Genomic DNA, 20,563 nt, shown 5'->3' with positions numbered 1-20,563 from the left:
AAAACGCAATTCCATCTTGCAAACGTTATCATCGAATAATTCTTAAAGAAAAGCAAATTATCTTTCTTGTGAAACTTTTATCGTTATAAAAGACGAATAGTAATCACGCCGGCAATCATTACCATTAACGAAATAATTTGTGGTAAAGATATTGGATTCTTTTGCGAGTCAAACCAACCGAATTGATCTATCAACAAACTACCACTGACTAAACCTACTAGAACAATTACTACTGCCAAACCAGTACCAATCAGTGGCACCAGATAAACATTTCCTAAAACAAATAAAGCTCCAATAACTCCACCGAGCCACATCCAAAATGGATTTTTTTTCGATTCGTCAAAAGTTAGAACGGGATGCAATAAAACGACAATTAAAATCAATGCGACTGTACCAACGAAGAATGAAACAAAGGCGGCCTTAACAGCTGATTTTAGGACAATTCCCAAGTGACCGTTGATGGCAGTTTGACTAGCACTAAACATTCCAACGACAACTCCAAAAATTCGCCAAATTATCAAAGCGTGATTTCTGTTTTGTTTAGTCAAGGAAATTCCTTTCTCAGCAATAATTTGATTGCTGGAAACTGCACCAATGACCCCAATCACTACTAAAAAGGCTCCTAAAATCCTCATCATAGTAAGTGATTTAACTGGCGAATCAAAAAGTCCAAAGTTATCTATCAACAATCCCATAATTATTTGCCCCATGATCGGCATAATAGCCGTTTGGACACTACCCAATTTGGGAAACAATAAAATATTTGAGGTCAGATAAATAACACCTAATAATCCACCAATCCAAATCCACAATGGCTCTTTCATGAATATTTTCAGCGGAATCAATAAATTTCCGTTCTTAATCATGGTAATTACAGCCAAAAAAATGGTTCCAATTGAAAACGAAATTAGTGACGCTACAAATGGTGAACCGACGGTATTCTTTAATCTGGTATTAATACTAGTCTGAATCGGTAGACCAATACCAATAAATAAGCCAATCAAAATCGTTAGCATTTTAACATCCCTTTCACAGGCTAATTAAAAACGTTTTTTCAGAAATTTCAAATTATTAAACCACATAAAAAAGCAAGGCTTTCACCTTGCTTACATTCATTAATTATTAAAGAACTGAGAAATAACTAAAAAGACAATTCCACCAACGATTACTCCTATTCCGATAATCAAGTAATTCCACAATCCCAAAACACCTAACAATATCAAAATGATACCGATGATGGGATGGTGCAATAAAGCAATTCCTGTTTTGATAAATAACCAAATAATTACCAGAATCGCTACCCCAATAGCAATCAAAATTGGTGCTGAACTACTTGAGGTGGTAGCCATTAATGTTAGCATTTTAAGCCTCCTTTTTGGTAAGAATGATTATATCATTAAAACAATATTAAGGTATATCTTTTTGAATGCTTTAAAGAACAATACTGTATTTTTGAGATAAAAAATATTATAATCAAGTCTTACTAATATTGTTATAAAGGAGAACATTTTGCCTTTTTCAAATAATAAAAAACACGCTTGGCTGGCGACTATCTTCTTAATTCTCTTTTTTCTTTTAGAAATCTTAGTTGTCAGCGGAAATTCTTTGATTCAGACCTTTGATACAACTATTCAAAATATTTTTATAGATACTACCTCGACAAGTTTAACGAATATTTTCAAGCTTTTCACAAAACTTGGCAGTCCGACGATGAACATTATTTACATGACTATCATCATCCTCTTGTTCATAAAAAATAAATTTCTGAAAGAAGCACTTTGGACTGTATCACTGTTAATCGGTGGTAATTTAATTGCTCTTGTAATTAAGTACAGCGTTAGACGGCAACGTCCTACTGATAAATTATTACCTGCTTCTGGCTATAGTTTCCCCAGTGGTCACACCTTTGGAACGGCACTTTTGATTTTAACAATCATAATACTAGTTTTGCCACATCTAAAAAATTTGATTTTAAAAGATCTTCTAAAAGTTCTTCTGATCATTTGGCTCATTCTAGTAGCCCTATCAAGAATCTATTTACGTGGACACTTCCCTACGGATGTTATCGGAAGCATGTTATTAGCTGGCGTATGCTGGGAATATGCCGAACTTATTTATTTACATATTATTAACTCAAAGAAAAAAAGGTGATCAAATTGATCACCTTTTTTCTTATCTTACGATAGTTTTGATAGCATCCAATAGTTTAGAAATATCATTGTCATAAACTTCACCGATATTACCTATTCTAAAAGTTGGCACTTGAGAAATCTTTCCCGGATAGATTACAAATCCATCAGCTTTTAGTTGTTGATAAAACTTATGGAAATCAAAATCATCATTAGGATAAATAAACGATGTAATAATTGGCGATTGCCACTTCTCATCAATTAAAACTTTGAATCCCAATTCTTCCATACCTGTAGCTAAATGCTTTTGATTAGCTAAGTAACGTTGATGACGTGCTTCCACACCACCTTCAGCCTTCAATTCTTGTAATGCTTCATAGAATGCATGAACAACATGAGTGGGTGATGTAAATCTCCACTTACCGTTATTCTTTTCCATTTCAGCATATTGATCGTATAAATCTAAAGATAATGTCCTAGCCAAACCTTTAGTAGATTCAAGTTCTGATTTTTTTGCTATTACAAATGAAAACCCGGGTACACCTTGAATACATTTATTAGAACTACTAATCAAATAATCAATTTTTTCTGCCTTAACGTCAATTGGAATTCCACCAAAACTGCTCATTGCATCAACAATTGTTTTGATACCTTTTGACTTAATTTCAGGAATGATCGTTTCAATTGGATTTAAAATGCCAGTCGTTGTCTCACAGTGAATCATTACGAAATGAGTTATATCTGGATGTTTTGCTAAACATTCATTAACTCGACTCAAAGTAACTGGTTCTCTTTCATCAAAAACACAATCAACATGATTGATTCCATAAATATCAGCCATTTCACTAATACGACGACCGTATGCACCATTGATAGCAATCAACAGCTTATCATTCTTAGAAATGGTTGAACTGATAACAGATTCAACACCATAAGTCCCACTTCCTTGAATTGGAACAGCTGTATATTCATCAGCGGTTACTTTGGCAATCTCTAGTAATGAATGTCTAAAAGATTGAGTAATTTTTTTGTAGTCATCATCCCAAGTGCAGTAATCAAAGTCCATTGCATTTTTGACTTCTTCACTTGTAGTTAAAGGTCCAGGTGTTAAAAGCAAATATTTTCTTACCATTTTTTCCCCATCGATTCATTTAAGTATTCAATAATTTGAACTAAATCATAAATATTATCAATAATAAAATCAGCATTTGCGGATTCAAATTCTCGTTTTACTTCATTACGCTTTTCAACTTGCTGTTCAGTATCCAATTCATCAAATTCAATTTGTGATAATCCCATCAGACTACTGCCTTCGACTATCCCAACAGTTTTGACACCAGCATTTTGTCCTTCTTTAATATCAACCAAAGTATCACCTACCTTGATAACTTTTGAAGGATCATCAATATGAAATTTTTTCATAATGAATTGAATCATTGCTGGGGAGGGACGTCCTTGATTATTGACATCTTCAGATGTAACTACCAAATCAGGAGTATAGCCATTCTCAGCGGCTTTATTCTCCACGACATTCATCATTTCAGCAGTGTAGCCCGTTGTTGTTGCGACATTTATACCGTATTCTTTCAAATAATTAAATGTTTTTAAAACACCGGATTTCAATTCTGTATATTCTTTTAAATAATGAATCAACGATTGTTGAAAATTGGAATAGATCTTCTTACGATCATCTCCACTTGGTAATGATGAATACTTTTCTTGCCACTGTTTTTTAACATCGGCCAATTCAAGAATTTTACCAATGTGATCCCACTTGGCCATCCCCATATCTTTTCTAATTTCTTCATCACTAACTTCAATCCCTGCATCTTTAAAAGCTTTTTTAAAGGCAATAACTGGAGCTAAACTACCGTAATCTACAGTAGTACCAGCCCAATCGAAAATAACTGCTTCAATCATAAATTTCTCTCCCTAACTTAACGGCTCAAATAGAAATGCCTGATCTTGACCGCAATAAACTCTAGCAAAAATGTAACTGCAATAATTAAGTAAACGATGAATCCAACCTCATGAAAATCAAAACTCATACCACTTGCAACAAACAATTGATAACCTATCCCACCAGCACCAGCAGCAGCACCAACTGCAATTGCATTTGCAAAATTAATTTCCAATCGGATAAAAGTCCAAGATACAAATGAAGCCATGATGGTTGGCCAAATTGCCTGAAAAACAATTACCCAGAATTTTGCTCCTGTAACTTTTAGTGATTCAATTGTTGATTCATCAATACCTTCGATACTTTCCGAATAAGCTTTAGTTAAATAAGCTATACTATGAAAACTTAATCCCAAGATGGCTGCTGTTGATCCTAAACCACATACAATTGAGAAAATTAATGCCCAAATAATGGTTGGAATTGCTCTGACAATTGCCATAAAGACTCTGATACCAGTTCCTAAATAAATATTGGTCAAGTTCTTTGAAGCCATTACTGCAAAGAAAAAGCCAAAGACAGCACCGATAATCGTTGTCATTATAGAAATCATTAAACTTGAGCCAAGTCCTTGCAACAACTCACTTAACCCGTCCGATCCAGTACTGGGTTGTAAGAACATTTGATGGAGTGTGACACCTAGTTCTTTAAAAGCTGTTGCTATTTTGACATTAGCTGTATCCAAATGTGTCAACGTGAAACCAGTAATCAAAAACAATGAAATAAATACTATCAAAATCATCGTTCTAGACAAACTGTTTTCATGTAACTTAATATCTGGTGTATTTGGTAATTGAGGTTTTTTTATAATTCTTTCTTCAGTATTAATCATAGAATCACCTTCCTAATCTGATTAGAAATCAATTCTAAGGCAATTACTACAATGATAATCGATAAGACTGTCATTCCTGAAGCATCAAACCTAAAACTCTTAAAATAGAGATCAAACAAGAACCCAATTCCGGTACCAGTTAAAATACCAACTAAGGTAGCATCACGAACATTATTCTCAATCATGTAAAGTATCCAACTCAATACACTGGGAAGAATTTGCGGTAAAACTGCTTGAAAGATAACTTGGAAGTAATTAGCTCCTGTCGCTTTCAAAGCAAGCATAGTTTCACTCGCCTCATCTTCAATAATCTCCATAAAAGCACGAATTAAAAATCCTACCGACATAAGTAATAAAGCTAAGAATCCTGTAAAGTCACTTTGTTTAAACGAAAAAAGTAAAATCATTGACCAAGCAACCAAAGGAATATTTCTAAAAAAAGAAGCAATCCCTCTTACAATAGTTTGGACAAAGCCGTTTATTCCAGTGACTTTAGAGCCGATTAGAGCTACAAAGATAGAAATAATAGCTGCTACCATTGTTGATGAAATAGCTAATAAGACTGTTTGCATCAATTTTTGCCAGATCTGGGGTAAATAATTCATTGACTTAGGTGTCGGTGCAAAATTTACTCCCAACCATCCAAATGCTTTAGGCAATGCTATTAATCCACTTAAACTATCAAAATTTAAGACCCAACTACCTAATAAATAGGTACCGCCAATAATTGCGATTATCGCGGTTTGATGCCAACCTTTGCGTGTTAAATATTTTGCAGAAGATTGCATTATTCAAGCTCCTTTGTAATATCTTGATCATAAAGTGTCCTCAAAATATCCTCTGATAATAAATCCGCAGCTTCGTTAAAAATCAAATGACCTTTACGAATCCCAATGATTTGATCTGCATATTTCTTTGCCATATTGATTTGATGTAAATTAGCTACACAAATCAAGTTGTATTCTTCTGTTAAATCCTTTAACAACTGCATAACCGTCTGGGCAGATGCAGGATCAAGAGAAGCAATCGGCTCATCACAAAGAATAACTTTAGGGTGTTGAATCAAAGAACGTGCAATCCCCACACGTTGTTTTTGACCACCACTCAATTCTGAACATCTCTGCAAGGCGAAATCTTCCAAACCAACTTTTTTCAATAAAGACATTGCTTCAGCTTTTTCTTCTTTGGTATATCTACCAAAAACACCAGCTAAAGTTGATTTATAACCTAAACGACCGTGTAAAACATTTTCAATAACTGTTAAACGTTCAACCAAATTGTAATTTTGAAAGACCATTCCAATTTGACGACGATGTTTACGTAACTGTGTTTTGTTATCAGAACGAATATCGTCACCATCAATTAAGATTTGACCACTATCGTCTTTGATCAGTTGATTTAAACTTCTTAAGATGGTCGTTTTACCTGCACCAGAAGGCCCAATAATAGCGACAAAGGTACCTGGTTTAACAGTAAAAGAAATATTAGTTAGAGCAGGATGATCTTTTTGATAACTCTTATCTAAATTCTTAACTTCTAACATAAGTTGCCTCTTATTTACCAACTAATTCGTGTGTAGGCTTGTACCAGTCATCATCAACCTTTAGAAGACGAGTCTTTTCTGACTTTCTTTGCCATAGAGTTGGTGTTTTACCCTTTCCATCTGAGAATAAGTTTTTGTTTTCCAAAATTTCTTTAGATGTGAAGTGCTTTGTAATTGCATCAATATCATCTTTACTTAGAGCTTTGGCATTTACAACGAAAGGTCCATTTTGAACTGGTAGAACTGAAAGGTTAACTAGTTCTTTACCTTTAAATTCAGCGAATGGAGCATCAGCATCACTTCTAACAGTAAATGTTGATCCAACTTTGTCATAACTACCTGATGTAACCTTCAAGAATGGTGTCAAATCACCATCATCAAATGCAGCAACGTCAGCGTCACCTTTTAGTAAGTTAATAGCTGAACCTGGGTGAGTACTTCCATAAAGAACTTTGTCAAAGAACTTGCCACCTTCGGAAAGATCTTCTTTATTCTTTAATTTGAAATGCTTTTGAATTTCGTCTGTTGGTACAGCAAAACCTGAAGTTGAACTAGCTGAAACAAATGAGATTTTCTTACCTTTGATGTTATCGATATTGTACTTGCCATCTTTCTTGTATTGATCGGCTTTATCTTTTTGAACCATCAAATATGAGCGGTAACTTGCTCCCTTAGTTGTACCGTCTGGACCAGATTGGAGAAGAAGTGGTTCAACCTTATTGTTCTTAGCATGTGCTTGGATATAACCATCGGCACCCATGAAGGCCAATTGAGCTTTACCAGAAGCAATGGCTTCGATAGCAATGTTGTAATCTGTAGTAGTTTGAATATTGATTTTCTTACCTGTTGCTTTGTGTAATTCTTCTTTCAATGCCTTACGTGAAGCACTGAAATTTTTAGCGGATTCATTTGGATAGAAAACCATTGTGATTTCCTTACTACTGTTGCCACCCGCTTTTGGTGAAGCTGCGCTCTTTGAAGAACAACCAGCTAACACACCGGTTAACAATAAAAACAACCCTAAAACAGCGGTTAATAATCGCCCTTTTTTCATAACTAACTCCCAACTTTCTTTGTCAATTTTTCGAACAAACTTAGATTAACAAAGCCATGTAAAAACTTGATTAACTTTCTGTAAAATATAAATTTATAAAATTTACATATTTTATACAATTTATATACAAATAGTCAGAAGTTCCACTTATTAATAAGTAAGTTATAATTGAAGTAGAAATCAACAGGAGGTACATTTATGGCAACAAATATTCCTTATATAGAATTGGCAAATGGAGTTACGATTCCTCAGGTTGGGCTAGGAGTCTTCCGAATGGACGATAACCAAGTCCTCGATAGTGTTAAGTGGGCTATTGAAAGTGGCTATCGCCATATCGATACTGCTAGCTTCTATGACAATGAAGAAGCTGTCGGCAAGGCAATTAAGGCTACCGGAATCGACCGCAAATATTTATTTGTAACAAGTAAAGTTTGGAATGATGTCCGCGGTTACGATGAAACCATTGCTCAATTTAACAAATCTTTACAAAAACTAAACATGGATTACCTTGACTTATATTTAATCCATTGGCCAGCAGCTGGATTTGAAGAAAATTGGCGAGCAATGGAAGATCTTTACAAACAAGGAAAAATTAGAGCTATCGGTGTATCTAATTTCAAATCACACCATATTGACCAGCTGATGAAGACAGCTACGATTGCTCCAATGGTAGATCAAATCGAGACTCACCCATATCTTCAAGAAAACGACTTACATCAGTACTTGAAAGATCATCACATCATTCACGAATCTTGGAGTCCACTTGGTGGTGGAATCAATAAAGTAGTAGATAATCCTGTAATCAAAGCCATTGCTGAAAATCATCAAAAATCACCTGCTCAAATTATTTTACGTTGGCACATACAACGCGGTGAAGTAATCATCCCTAAGTCAACCCATGAAAGTCGAATTAAGGAAAATATCGATTTGTTCGACTATCATTTCAGATTAAGTTCTGATGAAATGGAACAAATTGCTAAACTCGATTGTGACAAACGTGTCGGAGCTGATCCTGATGATGAAGAATTCCTTAAGAAATCCACAACTTACTCCACTCAAAATGACTAATTGAATGCAAAAAAATTGAGAATGGAACGTAACATAGTAATTTCTTCTTAAAACAAATATTCCCGAGTAATCTTTTTTTGATTACTCGGGAATATTTGTTTTAATGCTCGAATGACCCCTATGTCCACTCTCAATTTTTTATGCCAAAGATTTGTTTAAAGTCTGTTTCAACAACAATGGTGAAATCAAGGTTACTAAAATAATTACTAAAATAACGGCTGAATAATCAGTGTTATTCAACAACCCTGCTTGATGCCCAATTTGAGCTGTGATCAATCCCATCTCACCACGGGCAATCATCCCAGTCCCAATAACAGAACTACTTAAATTATTAAAACCACTAATCCTTGCACCGATTCCACAACCGAACCATTTTGTTAAAGCAGCTAAAATAACCAAAACAACTACCAACATTAAATTTTTGAAGAAGTTATTCAAAGTCATATTCAAACCAACACTGACGAAGAATACCGGAATAAAAATCGAATTGCCTAACGGTTCAACGTGATCGGCCAACAAATTTTTGTATGGTGTATTGGCAATTGCAATTCCAGCGAAGAAAGCACCGATAGCTCCACTTAAACCGACAAAATTAGCTAACCACGCCATGCTCAAGCAAATTATCATCGACATGATGGTAACACTAGATGGCAAGATCAAACGCTCACCTAAATGCATCAAATATGGTGCAACCCACTTCACTAGCAAGAAGACGCCACAGAAAAAGGCTAACTGTTCTAACAACACGAACAAGATTCCTGGTTGTGAACCTCCCGCGTGAATACCTTGACTAGCTAACAAACTTATCATTAACGACAACAACAAGACACCAATGATATCATCAGCCACCGCTGCTCCCAAAATTGTTGCCCCTTCACGAGTTGAAAGAGCTTTGTATTGTTTCAAAACAGCGACTGAAATTGAAACTGACGTGGCTGAAAAAACGACTCCAATGAACAAAGCTTCCAAAAATGAGAATCCAAACAAATAGGTAACGCCACCCATGATTACGACTGGCAAAATCACTCCAGAAATTGCCACGATGATTGCTGGTCGCAAATATTTTTGCAATAATTTCAAATCACTTTCCAAACCACCTAAAAACATCAGAATAACTACTCCAATATCCGCAAAGGCGCTAACTAATTGATTTAAACTGACCCAATTGAGCATAGCTGGCCCAAGCACTATTCCAACCAGTAATTCACCTATTACAGCAGGTATACCAATTCGATTAGAAAAATGCCCAGCAATCGTCGTTGTAACTAAAATCAAACACAGCGGTCCTATAAAATCCATTTAAATCCCCCTAATAAATTAATTACAATCCATTCTACTACTAGTCGAAAAAACAAAAAAGCAGAATAAATCAGGCAAATACCTAATTCATCCCACAATTGATCAATTACTTATTTAAATATTTGAAAACTTGTTGACCAGCTTGACGACCAAAAACGACCGTTTCAGCAATTGAATTGCCACCAATACGATTATTTCCATGCAAACCACCAGCTACTTCTCCAGCAGCAAACAAGCCTTTAATAATATGATTTTTCTCATTCAATACTTGTGTCTTAGCATTGATTGCAACGCCACCCATTGTGTAATGGACCGCTGGAGCAATATGAATTGCAAAAAATGGACCAGTTTTAATTCCACGTTCCATTCCGGTAGTTCGCTTGAAGTCGACATCAGTTTTCTTATCCAACGCAAAATTCCATTTATCCACCGTCATTTGTAAAGTTTGTGGATCAACCTTTATTTCTTCAGCTAATTCCAATAAGTTTTGGCCAGTTTTGACTAAACCAACGTGATCGTAAAATTCAATAGCTTTCACCCTTTGACGAATCTGGCTATCAAAAATCAAGAAAGCTCCAGTTCCACCTAAATCATCAATCGCTTTAGTAACATTCTTTCTAGTATCTAATTCATTTACAAAACGCATAGCCGAATTATTGACCAAAATAGCACCTTCACCACGAACAGCTTCACCAATCAAATATGCATGTGGTGTGTCCTGTTGCACAGTTGGATGAACTTGAACTTGATCCATATCGACCAATTTGGCACCAATTTTTTGTGCTAATTCAATCCCATCACCCGTCGCACCTGGTTGGTTAGTCGTACGTAGTTTCAATAGATCCGAGCGATATTTAGCTAAGAGGTCCTTGCCAGCACCAAATCCGCCTGTAGCTAGGATCACAGCATCACTATGGATAATAATTTCTTGTTCTGCAAATGCTTTGACACCAGTGACTTTACCATTTTCCATTAACAATTCATCGACTTTTACTTTATCGAAGACAGGAATTTCATCTTTAGCGACTAATTTCAACAATTCTGTGATCAAAAAGCCCCCGATTGGAGCCATTGAACTAGGGCGATGCGTCCGCATAACTTTCATTCCCCCAGTAATTGTTAAATCATCCAGATGAATGTCATGTTGAGCTAACCAATCAATGGCTAAGGCACCATGTTCTGTGAAAAATTTCAACAATTCAGGATTATTTTTCTTACCGCCACCGAGGTACGTTTCATCGTAAAATTCTTGAAAACTATCCACAATATGATGATTCAATTGAACAGAAGTTTCGGCCGCATTCATTCCTGAAGAAGCCCGCGTCGTATTACCACCTAATTTATCCATTTTTTCTAAAATCACTGGTGACAGTCCCAACTCATAAGCTTGAATTGCACTTGTCAAACCAGTAGCTCCAGAACCGATGATGATCACATCATATTTTTCTTTTAATTGATCCAAACTAGTTGGTGTAAAAATAAATTTCTTCGCCATTTTATTTCTCCTCAATATTTGTCATATCAATTGGCACGACCCATTGATCGAATTGCTCAGCAGTCACAAAGCCTGACTTAACCGCGGCAGCTTTTAAAGTTGTGCCATCACGTTGAGCAAGCTGGGCAATTTCAGCACTCGCATGATAACCAATATGTGGTGACAAAGCCGTAACGGTCATCAGTGATTGATCAACTAATTGGGTCATTCGTTTTTCATTAACAGTTAATCCGGCAATCATTTTGTCCGAGAATCCTAAAATTGTGCCACTCAATAACTCAGCCGATTCCAAAAAGGCACTGATCAAAACTGGCTTATAAACATTCATTTCAAAATTTCCTTGACTGGAAGCAACGTTAACTACAACATCATTCCCCATCACACGAACTGCGGCCATAGTAATAGCTTCGGCTTGTGTTGGATTAACTTTTCCTGGCATGATTGATGAGCCGGGTTCGTTAGCAGGAATATTCAATTCACCATAACCAGATCTTGGTCCACTAGCCAAAAATCTAACGTCATTAGCAATTTTCATTAAATCACTCGCCAAAGTCTTAATTGCACCATGAACTACATTCAGACCTGAGTGTGCGGCTAATCCATAAAATTTATTAGTTTTGGCAGTAAATTCATGTTGATAAACCGTCGTCATCTTATCTGCAATCATATCTGCAAAACCTGGAGCAGCATTTAAGCCAGTTCCAACAGCAGTACCACCAATTGCCAATTCACTTAACGTTGGATTCAATTTTTGCAAATAATCCAAGTCATGCTCCAACATACTGACCCAGCCACTGACCTCTTGTCCAAAAGTTAGTGGAGTAGCATCTTGTAAATGCGTGCGACCAATTTTGACAACTCGCCAATATTTAGATTGTTTTTGTTTCAATTCAGAAATTAGATGTGACAAAGATTCTTCCAACTTATCCACTGCCAAGGCAGCTGTAATATTCATTGCTGTTGGAAAAATATCATTTGAACTTTGACCAAGATTGACGTCATCATTAGGTAAAATCTCTAATTTAGGATTGATCTTTCTAGCCACATGAGCAACAACTTCATTCACATTCATATTCGTCTGTGTTCCCGAACCCGTTTGATAAATTACTAATGGGAAGTCTTTTCTTAAATCCCCATCACGCAATTTCAATAGTTGATCAATACTTTGGACGATTAAATCAGATTTCTCTGCACTGAGTGCGCCGGCCTGCTTATTAGCAATAGCAGCGGCCTTTTTTATTTGCAAAAGCGCTTTGATGATTTCCAAAGGCATTTTTGCACCAGTAGAAAAATTATTGCAACTTCGTTGTGTTTGCGCCCCCCAGAGTGCATCTACCGGGATTTTTACAGCTCCCAAGGTATCTTCTTCAATTCGATAATCTGACATAATTTTCCTCCAAACCAAAATTGTTAGTTTAATTATAGCGGACTAACTCTTTGCAAACAAAAAAATCGCTGGCAAAATTTACCAACGACTTTAATTTATTCTCTAATCAAAACGAGTTACACAAGTCAGGCTATCTGTCTGAGTCTAACCGGCTTGTTTCACTCTCTATAATAAAACACCAACACTTAAAAATACTAAAATTAGGACAACTATCATAATCAACAGTTTCGTCACGAATTTAATCCACTTATCAAAGCCAACATTTACCATCGACAGTGAAACTAAAATAAGTCCCGTCGGTGCAATCAAACCAATCAAACCTTGACCCCAGTTGTAAGCATTAATGATCAAGGCCCGGTCGATTCCAACCACATCAGCAAGTGGCGCCATGATTGGCATTGAAAGTACCGCTAAACCTGATGACGATTGGATAAAGAATCCTAACACGATGTAGACGAAGAACAATACACAAATGAATAATACACTATTCATGCCACTGATCTTGTCACTAAAGTAATTCATGATCGTATCGCTGACGAAACTCTTTTCCATCACGATACCAACTGATCTAGCTAAACCAACTGTCAGAGCAACCCCGAGCAAGTCTCTAGCTCCGTTAACAAAACTATCAACGAACTTGGACTCCGATAAACCAGCAATGAAAATCAAAATATAAGTTACGGCTAAAAAGACGACCGCGATTTCCGTAAAGTACCAACCTAATTGCTGAACTCCATAAATCATGACTACAAAGCCAAGTGCAAAAACAATCAGTGAGAGCTTTTGACGCATTGAGAAATCACTCTTGGTCGATAAGTCCATATCTCCTAAGAAACGTTCCTTATCTTCCTTTGCTTGATCAGCAACTAGTGATTTGGAAGGATCCTTACGAACTTTTTCAGCATAATGAATCGTGTAAACAATTGAGATACCGACAGCCGCACACCACATCAACACTCTCATTGGCAAACCGTCAGTAAAATTGATTCCGGCAGCGTTTGAAGCAATAACAGTTGAGAACGGATTGATAGTCGAACTCATCGACCCGATTGCCGTTCCTAGGTACACTGCCGCGACTGCCGTCAAGGTATCATACCCCGCCAGCAAGAAGATTGGAATCAAAATTGGATAAAAGGCAATTGTTTCCTCAGCTAAACCAAAAGTCGTTCCACCTAAAGCAATCAGTGAGGTAACAATCACGATCAACCATTTTTGTTTTCCTTTCAGTTTTTCGGACAGGCGCATCATCCCTGAATCCATTGCCCCGGTAGCGTTAACGATTCCGATAACTCCCCCGAGAATTAAAACAAAGACGATGATGTCAACACTGTCAACGATTCCTTGAACTTGTGAAGTTAAGAACTGATTAATCGTTCCTAATACTCCACGTTTTGGTTTTTTGATTTGGTGATAGGTATTCGGAATCGCAGCTGGGCGATAAATCGTACCATCTTTAAATTTTGAGACCTTGATCTTAATTTTATATTTATCAAGGGTCTTTTGTGTCGCACTTTCTTTTTTCGTCTTACCAGATGCTTCAGTAATGACGAACTTATCAGCTCCTGAGTCATATTCCAAAGTACTGTACTTACCTGATGGAATAAAGAATGTCAGAGCTTGAACTAAAATTAGAACAATAACGATAACAGTATACGCAGACGGAAAACTATGTTTTTTCTTCTTCGTACCAGCCATGTCTGTCCCCTCTCTTTCCCATTATTAAGTGTTTTACCAATTAATTATATCAGAGAAAGAAAGCGTTTACCTTTAACTACATTATTTTTCTAATTTTTCTTCTTACTATCCTTAATTGCTCTCAAAGCGCGCTTGCGAGTCTTCAAGTTAGGACTCTTTAAATTACGATAGGCAGTTGCCAAATTCATTTTTTCCATTATTTTACCAACTAGCTTTCTTGACACCTGGAATTTGACCAGCATGTGCGAGTTTTCTGAAGTTCAAACGTGACATACCAAATTTACGCATGTATGCGTGTGGACGTCCATCGAGTGAATCGCGATTCTTTAATCTAACTGGACTAGAATCTCTAGGCAATTTAGAAAGTGCGATGTAGTCACCCTTAGCCTTCAATTCTTTACGTAATTTAGCATAACGAGCGATTAATTCTTCTTGACGCTTGTTTTTTTCAATCTTTGATTTCTTTGCCATAATATAGCCTCTTTAATAAAAATTTATAATGCTGTTTTATTTTATCGTCACAAATGATAATTTTTACCATTTACATACTAAATAACTTTTGCAAGAAAGTCAATCAAATTAACTTTTGGCATAAAAATATTTCTTTCAAAAACAGTTGACAATGTTTCGGTACCGAACTATAATTCAATTCATAAATAAAGTTCGGTACCGAAACAATTTTAAAATACAGAAATGAGGAATTTAATTATGAGTCAAATTACAGATGATTTAATGAAACAATTACGCTATATCAGTGAAGCTGCCAACTATTTCATGAGCCAGAAGAAACAAAAGCTAACTGGTCAACAACGTGTCCTAGCCGTTCTCCAATTAGAAGATGGTCTAACTCAAAACTATTTAACTAATATCTTGGATCTACGCCCAAGTTCAGTCGCTGAATTAATGAAAAAAATGGAAACAAAAGATTTGATCACACGCCAAGAAGATCCTAACGATAAACGAAGCAAATTAGTTTACCTAACTGAATTAGGGAAAAAACAAGCGCTTGAGAATGCAGCTTTAAAAAACGCTAGTTATAGTGAGAAATTCTTAGCAGGCTTAAATGATGAAGAAAAAGCTCAATTCAGTCAATATTTACAAAAAATTTCCGACGGATGGGACGATGACTTCAAGCAAAACGCTGACAAATTTGTCGATCCAACCGACCGTTTCAAAGCCATGATGCAAATGCGTGACCAAATGATGCATGCCGATCACGACTTATCCCCTGAAGAAATTGCTCAAATGCGACATGATATGCGTGAAAATATGCACGGGATGCCTTTTGGCTGTTCCCCACACAGACACGATCACCGCAATAATTTTCGCCGTGATTTTAGATTTGGAAACAACTTTTAAAAACTGAGGTTAAAATATGCAAAATGATTTAGAAACACCTAAGCAAAAGGAAAACTTCAATTTCAAAGATTTCTTAAAGTTGATCAATAGTGTTAATCCAAAAAAAGTACTGTTTTTCTTAGGAATGTTGCTCAGTTTGATCACCAGTGGTGCCAGTCTGATTGTCCCCCAATTGACTAAAAATTTAGTCGATGCCAGTGGACTTTCCAAATTCAATAGCAAAATGTTAATCATTTTAATCTTGATGTTCATCATTCAACTAGGTTTTGGTACGATTGGGGGCTTTATTCTCCGTTATGTCGGTGAAAGCTCCGTCAAAACTCTACGTGAAAAGCTTTGGGAACATCTTTTAAAACTCCCTGTCAACTACTTCGATGACCACAAATCAGGAGAGAGTTCATCCCGACTCGTCAATGATACTAGTGTTATCAAAGACTTGATCACCGCTCAATTTCCCAATTTCATCACTGGAGCGATTCAATTAGTAGGTTCAATGGTTATTTTGTTTTTTATGGACTGGAAAATGGCTTCGTTGATGTTTAGTATCGTCCCCATCGTTGTCTTAATTTTGCTATCGATTGGCCGCATCATGTCCAAATTGGGACGTAAACTTCAAGCTGCAACTGCAGATTTTAATGCTGACGTCAGTGAAAAGTTATCCGAAGTCCGTTTGATTAAAGCCAGCAATGGTGAAAATTTTGAAAAAGTGACCGGCGGATCTTTCATTGAGAAAATTTTTACAGTTGGTATCAAAGATGCCAAAATTGAAGCTATTCTTCAGCCAATCATGACTACCGTTATGCTGGGAGTTTTTGTCGGAATTCTAGGTTACGGAGCCATTCGAATTCAACAAGGTACATTAAGTAGTGGTTCTCTAGTCGCTTTTCTACTATATTTATTCAACATCATCACACCCGTGGCAAGCTTTGCAACTTTCTTCTCCCAAGTTCAAAAAGCGATGGGTTCTACACAAAGAATCCAAGAAATCCTTCATACCAAGCCCGAAGTCAACCATGGTGAAAAACTCGACGTCGAAGGAAAGACTTTGACAGCTAACAATTTGAATTTCAGTTACGACCAAGATCACCAAATTCTTCGCGACGTTTCCTTTACGGCAAAACCTAACACCGTTATTGCCTTTGCTGGTCCAAGTGGTGGCGGTAAATCAACTATTTTCTCGTTACTAGAGCGTTTTTATCAACCAGACAGTGGTCAGATCAGTATCGGTGAAACTAATATCGACCAAGTTCAAATTGCCAATTGGCGAAAACAGATTGGTTATGTGTCTCAAGATAGTGCCGTTTTTGCTGGCTCGATTCGTGACAATTTACAGTATGGATTATCTGAAAAATTATCCGACGAACAACTCTGGCATGGTTTAGAACTAGCTTACGCTGACAGTTTCGTCAAAGATTTTCCAGAGCAGCTTGAAACACAAATCGGCGAACGTGGTGTTAAATTGTCTGGTGGTCAAAAGCAACGAATCGCCATCGCCCGAGCTTTTTTAAGAGATCCAAAAATTTTGATGTTAGACGAAGCTACCGCAAGTTTAGATTCAGAATCTGAAGAAAAAGTTCAACGTGCTTTAGATCAATTGATGATTGGTCGAACTACTCTAGTTATCGCACATCGACTTTCAACAATCATTGACGCAGATCAAATTTACTTCATCGAACATGGTCAAGTTACTGGCCACGGCACCCATAAAGAGTTAATGCAAAAACACGATTTGTATGCGCAATATGTTAATGAACAAATGGTAAACTAATTTTGGTGTTTGATTGACGTCCTCCGTTTCTTTGCAGTTAATATCGTAAATCATTAAATGGATAGGATTTCTATTCATAATAAAATCAAAACTATTCGGGGTTTGAATAAATTCAATAACAAAAATAACAGCATCTGTTCCCATATATATGTGGTTAAAATTCATATACATCGGGAAAAGATGCTGTTTTTGTATTAAATATTATTTTTCTAATGTCGTACAAATGGATACCATCCGGCTAAGAAGAAACCTAACACCGCTACAATTATGCATAATACTATCACTGTCACTATCAATGAATTAGATAATTTTTTCTGGTCCTTTTTGGCAAAAGCAATTTCTACTAAAGCAATAAAGGCCAAAGCTACCAAGATCTTTATTATTAATAAGGTCGGTTCAACTGACCAAGCTCTAATTCCGAGTTTTATTCCTGTTACGATTATCACAACATAAGCTAGTCGGGTGATCATTTCGTAAATTTTTGTGTGCGTGCTGGTAAAGATAGCTAACAAAATCATGATTGCCATTACGATCCACGTTAATAAATGTGTCCAAAGCCAAACCATTTCGACGCCTCCTAAGAAGTCCATCATAACATTACTTTAAAAAATAGTTGGAACTAGGCCTCCGTCTAACCTCAAAGCTTCACCTGAAAATGATGAGGCGTCTGGACTAGCTACGAACGAGACGAAGCGACCAATTTCTTCCGGACGAATCAAACGCTGAATCTGTGAACGGGAACGATGATGCTTCATGAAATCTGCTTCCCATTTTTCCTTAGGCAGATTGCTGTTGCCGTACATATCCTCCAACATTTTTTCAACACCTTCGGTCAAAGTAGATCCCGGCATGATGGTATTAACTGTCACGTGACTAGCAACCGTTAATTTTGACAAACTCTTTGCCAATGATAAATTCATCGATTTTGTCATACTGTATTGAGGCATCTCTCCAGAAGGCATAATTGCCTCCTCACTAGCGATAAAGATGATTCTACCAAAATCTTTCTCAAGCATTTTAGGTAAATAGAATTTTGCCAAGGAATTTCCAGCCAAAACATTGACCCTAAAAAATTTCTCCCAAGTGTCATCATTAATATCAAAGTAATCCATCGGTTGAAAAATCCCCATGTTATTGATCAAAATATCAATTTTTGGAAATTTTGCAAAAACTTTTTCACGGTCAGCTGCTTTAGCCAAATCAGCAGCCACACCTTGAGGATTAGTTTGTGGGAATTGTTGCTGCAATTCCGCTACGACTTTAATAACCTCTTGGGCGTTTCGACCATTGATGATCACGTCAGCTCCTTCACGCGCCATTTCCGTAGCTATTGCTTTACCGATTCCTTTAGTCGAACCAGTGATCAAAGCTAACTTATGTGTCAAATGAAGATCCATTATCTATCCTCCAAAATGTAATTTGTATTCATAATATAAGACGAATAGATATTTTTGACTAGTACGTACTTTTTAGTGCCTATCACTTTCTCTTAATAAAAAAGCCAACCATTACTGGTCAGCTTCAAACTTGTGGTTGAAGATATTAATTAGGTATCTTCTTCTCGTACCATTATATTTTACTTCATTATCAATTAATTTTCTTCCAAAATGCTTTTAGCAATATCTTCCGTCCGACTATCAAATGCCACCAAAAATGCTTCGGTATCCGCATCTGATTTTTTTATCGTTTCAATGGCGATCCAAACAGCTTCATATAGAGGATAACCGTACACTCCAGTACTCAAAAATGGCACGGCAATCGTCCAAAGCTTCAACCTTTTAGCCCAAACCATCACTGCTTTATATGCACTCGTCAGCAGTGCTTCTTCTCCGGAATGACCATCAACATAACGGGGGCCTACCGCATGAATAACATAGTCCGCTTTTAAATTATAGGCATTCGTATAAACCGCTGTTCCTGTTGGGGTGCCATTAAAAGCCAACATATCTTTTTTCAAATTAGGACCAGCTTTTCTATTTAATGCCCCATCGACGCCACCACCTGGAATTAATCTATTATTGGCAGCGTTAACAATTGCATCAACTCGAAACGGCAAATTAGCAATATCCGCCCGAATAATCGTAACTTTAGACAATTCTATTCCTCCTTCAACGCATATTTTTTAATCGCATAAGAAACTCCATTCTGATTATTACTATTCGTCACCACTTGTGCAAACTTCTTGACCCCAGCTGGAGCATTTTCCATTGCCACACCTAGACCTGCTAAATCAAGCATTGGCACATCATTGAAATTATCTCCTAATGTCATCGTTTCACTCAAAGTTAAATTGTAAAAATTTGCTAATTCGCGCAGAGCCATCTCTTTAGAAACTTGTTTATTAGTGATTTCCATATAATTATCTTTTGATAAATAAAAGGCACTCTCAGAAAACCTTGCTTGGAAAAATTTTAAAACACTCGTAATTTGATCAGTGTCACCAATCAAAAGTAACTTATGAATTGGAATTTCTGAATTTACGATAATATTTTTTAAATCGGCTTCAATAGGTACTAACTTAGTAATATCTGCTTCAATTTTAACCCATTTATCGATTTTTTCCACGTACCAAGTTGCTCCAGAATACAAATTAACTGAAATTTGAGGAAATCTCTGTTTCAACAATTCATAAATATTTTCAACTTCTGTACGGTCTAATTCATGGCTCAAAATGGTAGTATAGTCATTCTCCTGTAAATCTTTAACGACTAAGGCACCGTTATAACAAGCTATTGGATTGTCCAACACTTGTAATTCTTTAGCCAGCGCCAACATTCCTTGGGGTGAACGTGCTGAAGCCAAGATAAAGGGAATTCCTTTTTTATTCAATTGTTTGATACAATCTTTCAAATTACTGTCGATTCTGTTTTGATCATCTAATATCGTTCCGTCAATATCACTTAAAATCAATTTCACTGCCATTATTTTCACCACCTTCTTTAAGGATAACATAGTAATTAAAGCGCTTTACATTCTG

General features: G+C 36.4%; 22 protein-coding genes. 4 read left to right on the top strand and 18 right to left on the bottom strand.

Annotated features, from left to right (window positions below; translation table 11 throughout):
- Nucleotides 1-83 precede the first annotated feature (83 nt).
- Both U8521_RS07865 and U8521_RS07860 read right to left on the bottom strand, forming a co-directional pair.
- Nucleotides 84-1,016 (bottom strand): DMT family transporter, encoded by a 933-nt coding sequence (locus U8521_RS07865; protein ID WP_334352374.1) that lies wholly within the window; start codon nt 1,014-1,016, stop codon nt 84-86.
- 99 nt (nt 1,017-1,115) lie between these two features.
- Nucleotides 1,116-1,361, bottom strand: a complete 246-nt coding sequence (locus U8521_RS07860) for a hypothetical protein (protein ID WP_135373949.1) — start codon at nt 1,359-1,361, stop codon at nt 1,116-1,118.
- Nucleotides 1,362-1,509: 148 nt separating this feature from the next.
- Between U8521_RS07860 and U8521_RS07855 the strand changes: the two genes are divergently transcribed.
- Nucleotides 1,510-2,151 (top strand): phosphatase PAP2 family protein, encoded by a 642-nt coding sequence (locus U8521_RS07855; protein ID WP_334352373.1) that lies wholly within the window; start codon nt 1,510-1,512, stop codon nt 2,149-2,151.
- A gap of 21 nt (nt 2,152-2,172) precedes the next feature.
- On the opposite strand, the gene phnW is transcribed toward U8521_RS07855, so the two are convergent.
- Genes phnW through U8521_RS07825 form a run of 6 tightly spaced genes read right to left on the bottom strand, consistent with a single transcriptional unit; the run spans nt 2,173 to nt 7,515 of the window.
- A complete protein-coding gene (phnW, locus tag U8521_RS07850) occupies nt 2,173-3,261 on the bottom strand; it encodes a 2-aminoethylphosphonate--pyruvate transaminase (RefSeq protein ID WP_334352372.1) in 1,089 nt (362 codons plus the stop codon).
- Nucleotides 3,255-4,049, bottom strand: coding sequence for a phosphonoacetaldehyde hydrolase (gene phnX / locus U8521_RS07845; RefSeq protein WP_334331691.1), 795 nt, complete (start codon nt 4,047-4,049; stop codon nt 3,255-3,257). Before phnX ends, phnW begins: the two co-directional genes overlap by 7 nt.
- Before the next feature lie 17 nt (nt 4,050-4,066).
- Nucleotides 4,067-4,918, bottom strand: a complete 852-nt coding sequence (locus U8521_RS07840) for a PhnE/PtxC family ABC transporter permease (RefSeq protein ID WP_334331692.1) — start codon at nt 4,916-4,918, stop codon at nt 4,067-4,069.
- On the bottom strand, nt 4,915-5,706 hold the full coding sequence (locus tag U8521_RS07835) for a phosphate/phosphonate ABC transporter permease (protein WP_334331693.1): 792 nt from the start codon (nt 5,704-5,706) through the stop codon (nt 4,915-4,917). Before U8521_RS07835 ends, U8521_RS07840 begins: the two co-directional genes overlap by 4 nt.
- Nucleotides 5,706-6,461, bottom strand: a complete 756-nt coding sequence (gene phnC / locus U8521_RS07830) for a phosphonate ABC transporter ATP-binding protein (protein WP_334331694.1) — start codon at nt 6,459-6,461, stop codon at nt 5,706-5,708. Before phnC ends, U8521_RS07835 begins: the two co-directional genes overlap by 1 nt.
- Before the next feature lie 10 nt (nt 6,462-6,471).
- Entirely contained in the window at nt 6,472-7,515 is a 1,044-nt protein-coding gene (locus U8521_RS07825; protein WP_334352371.1) for a phosphate/phosphite/phosphonate ABC transporter substrate-binding protein, read from the bottom strand.
- A gap of 198 nt (nt 7,516-7,713) precedes the next feature.
- Between U8521_RS07825 and U8521_RS07820 the strand changes: the two genes are divergently transcribed.
- The gene (locus tag U8521_RS07820) at nt 7,714-8,583 is read left to right on the top strand and encodes an aldo/keto reductase (protein WP_334331696.1); all 870 of its coding nucleotides are present in this window, start codon (nt 7,714-7,716) and stop codon (nt 8,581-8,583) included.
- A gap of 138 nt (nt 8,584-8,721) precedes the next feature.
- On the opposite strand, the gene U8521_RS07815 is transcribed toward U8521_RS07820, so the two are convergent.
- From U8521_RS07815 to rpsN, 6 genes are all read right to left on the bottom strand, one after another.
- Nucleotides 8,722-9,882, bottom strand: coding sequence for a cation:proton antiporter (locus tag U8521_RS07815; RefSeq protein WP_334331697.1), 1,161 nt, complete (start codon nt 9,880-9,882; stop codon nt 8,722-8,724).
- 106 nt (nt 9,883-9,988) lie between these two features.
- The gene (locus tag U8521_RS07810) at nt 9,989-11,377 is read right to left on the bottom strand and encodes a flavocytochrome c (RefSeq protein WP_334352370.1); all 1,389 of its coding nucleotides are present in this window, start codon (nt 11,375-11,377) and stop codon (nt 9,989-9,991) included.
- Nucleotide 11,378: 1 nt separating this feature from the next.
- Nucleotides 11,379-12,764 carry a class II fumarate hydratase gene (locus U8521_RS07805; protein ID WP_334352369.1) on the bottom strand — a complete coding sequence of 462 codons (1,386 nt, stop codon included), beginning with the start codon at nt 12,762-12,764 and terminating at the stop codon, nt 11,379-11,381.
- Nucleotides 12,765-12,929: 165 nt separating this feature from the next.
- A complete protein-coding gene (locus U8521_RS07800) occupies nt 12,930-14,459 on the bottom strand; it encodes a YfcC family protein (RefSeq protein WP_334331700.1) in 1,530 nt (509 codons plus the stop codon).
- 89 nt (nt 14,460-14,548) lie between these two features.
- Nucleotides 14,549-14,656 (bottom strand): putative metal homeostasis protein, encoded by a 108-nt coding sequence (locus U8521_RS07795; RefSeq protein WP_167849825.1) that lies wholly within the window; start codon nt 14,654-14,656, stop codon nt 14,549-14,551.
- Nucleotides 14,657-14,660: 4 nt separating this feature from the next.
- A complete protein-coding gene (rpsN, locus tag U8521_RS07790) occupies nt 14,661-14,930 on the bottom strand; it encodes a 30S ribosomal protein S14 (protein WP_135373968.1) in 270 nt (89 codons plus the stop codon).
- 237 nt (nt 14,931-15,167) lie between these two features.
- On the opposite strand from rpsN, the gene U8521_RS07785 reads away from it, so the two are divergent.
- On the top strand, nt 15,168-15,818 hold the full coding sequence (locus U8521_RS07785; protein WP_334352368.1) for a MarR family winged helix-turn-helix transcriptional regulator: 651 nt from the start codon (nt 15,168-15,170) through the stop codon (nt 15,816-15,818).
- A gap of 16 nt (nt 15,819-15,834) precedes the next feature.
- On the top strand, nt 15,835-17,586 hold the full coding sequence (locus tag U8521_RS07780) for an ABC transporter ATP-binding protein (RefSeq protein WP_334352367.1): 1,752 nt from the start codon (nt 15,835-15,837) through the stop codon (nt 17,584-17,586).
- Between the two features lie 209 nt (nt 17,587-17,795).
- Here U8521_RS07780 and U8521_RS07775 read toward each other — a convergent pair whose 3' ends face one another.
- From U8521_RS07775 to U8521_RS07760, 4 genes are all read right to left on the bottom strand, one after another.
- Entirely contained in the window at nt 17,796-18,152 is a 357-nt protein-coding gene (locus tag U8521_RS07775; RefSeq protein WP_334352366.1) for a DUF1516 family protein, read from the bottom strand.
- A 36-nt stretch (nt 18,153-18,188) separates the two neighbouring features.
- Complete coding sequence (locus U8521_RS07770) at nt 18,189-18,983, bottom strand: SDR family NAD(P)-dependent oxidoreductase (protein WP_334352365.1); 795 nt, start codon at nt 18,981-18,983, stop codon at nt 18,189-18,191.
- A gap of 194 nt (nt 18,984-19,177) precedes the next feature.
- Nucleotides 19,178-19,681 carry a macro domain-containing protein gene (locus U8521_RS07765; RefSeq protein WP_334331706.1) on the bottom strand — a complete coding sequence of 168 codons (504 nt, stop codon included), beginning with the start codon at nt 19,679-19,681 and terminating at the stop codon, nt 19,178-19,180.
- 2 nt (nt 19,682-19,683) lie between these two features.
- Nucleotides 19,684-20,508, bottom strand: a complete 825-nt coding sequence (locus U8521_RS07760; protein ID WP_334352364.1) for an HAD family hydrolase — start codon at nt 20,506-20,508, stop codon at nt 19,684-19,686.
- Nucleotides 20,509-20,563: the final 55 nt, after the last annotated feature.

The organism is Companilactobacillus miaonis (assembly GCF_036913615.1).
Classification (GTDB): domain Bacteria; phylum Bacillota; class Bacilli; order Lactobacillales; family Lactobacillaceae; genus Companilactobacillus.
Note: the sequence above shows the minus strand (reverse complement) of the source record. Positions and strands in the feature narration are given on the sequence as shown.